The organism is Pseudomonas viridiflava (genome assembly GCF_900602065.1).
Taxonomy (GTDB): Bacteria; Pseudomonadota; Gammaproteobacteria; order Pseudomonadales; family Pseudomonadaceae; genus Aquipseudomonas.
On the sequence record NZ_UWFN01000092.1, the window covers coordinates 1 to 490 of the forward strand.

1 pseudogene is annotated in these 490 nt (G+C 59.2%); it reads right to left on the reverse strand.

What is annotated here, in order from left to right:
* Positions 1–224, reverse strand: a pseudogene (locus EE949_RS02605) (DnaA regulatory inactivator Hda); the annotation flags it as partial.
* Between the last annotated feature and the right edge of the window lie 266 nt (positions 225–490).

Sequence of the window (490 nt, forward strand, 5' to 3'; positions counted from 1 at the left end):
GGCTCACCCATCTGCTCGAAGCGCAGGCAGGCCGCCTGCAACAGATGCGTACGCCCTACCCCGTCCTTGCCCCACAGATAGATGAGGCTTTCCGTCCACCCGGCGTCGGCTTCGCACAGCCGCTCGACATAGCCGAGTGCAGCGGCATTGGCGCCTGGATAGTAATTGACGAAAGTGGCGTCATCACGCAGACGCACACTCAGGGGCAGCTGAATCGGTTTCATGCTGACGAACGGTTCATGCGAACCGCCAAGGGCCTCTGTGTAAAGTGCGCAAAGTTTATACCCGTGACGCTGGTCGCACAATGCGACAGACCCCAAGCAAAATCAAAGGGTTGCGACAGGCTGTGTAAAGCGATGAGGCGTTTGAGGTATCTGCGACCCTTTCACGGACCTGGCCTGCGTCCGTGAAAGGGTCGCTTGATCAGCGGCTTGGAGGGCCTACAGATCAGGGTCTTCGGCCCCGGCGTAGATCTGCGAGTCCTTGTAGA